Source organism: Protofrankia sp. Cj3 (genome assembly GCF_917627355.1).
Classification (GTDB): domain Bacteria; phylum Actinomycetota; class Actinomycetes; order Frankiales; family Frankiaceae; genus Protofrankia.
Genome location: NZ_CAKJTR010000235.1, coordinates 7430 through 7933, shown reverse-complemented (window position 1 = coordinate 7933; position 504 = coordinate 7430). Strand labels below are relative to the sequence as shown.

At 61.1% G+C, this 504-nt stretch carries 1 protein-coding gene and 1 pseudogene; both read left to right on the top strand.

What is annotated here, in order from left to right; genetic code table 11:
* Positions 1-39 precede the first annotated feature (39 nt).
* Positions 40-336: a helix-turn-helix domain-containing protein gene (locus MJ783_RS23800; RefSeq protein WP_370651756.1), complete on the top strand. Its 297-nt coding sequence runs from the start codon at positions 40-42 to the stop codon at positions 334-336.
* Positions 299-504, top strand: a pseudogene (locus MJ783_RS21120) (IS30 family transposase); the annotation flags it as partial. The gene MJ783_RS23800 and the pseudogene MJ783_RS21120, both read left to right, overlap by 38 nt.

Below are 504 nucleotides of genomic sequence, written 5' to 3'. Positions count from 1 at the left end.
TAGTGTCGACAGACTGGACGGTAGCTGGCTTCGCGCGAGTTGTTGAAGATCGAGGAGCGGGAGACTATCTCCCGGGAACTGAGCCGGCACAAGTCGGCGCGGTATATCGGGCAGCTGCTCGGCCGGCACCACTCAACAATATCTCGGGAGATCGACCGTAACGGCGGCGCGATGGCATACCGTGCGGTCGAGGCGCAGCGACGCCGCGAGGAGAAGCTGGCACGTCCGAAGGAAAGAAAGCTCGAAGCGTTGCCACGGCTTCCTGACGCGGTGAACGATGGTCTACGAGAAAGTCGACATGGTCAACATCAGCGAACGGCCGCGGGAAGCCGATGACCGTGCCGTGCCCGGGTTCTGGAAAGGGGACCTGATAATCAGGAAGGGAAACAAGTCCCAGATCGCGACGTCGGTCGACCGTAGCACGCGGTTCGTCATGCTGGTGCGGATTCCCTACGACCGTAACGCCGAACGCGTCGCCTACCTGCTCGCGAAGAAGATGGAAAA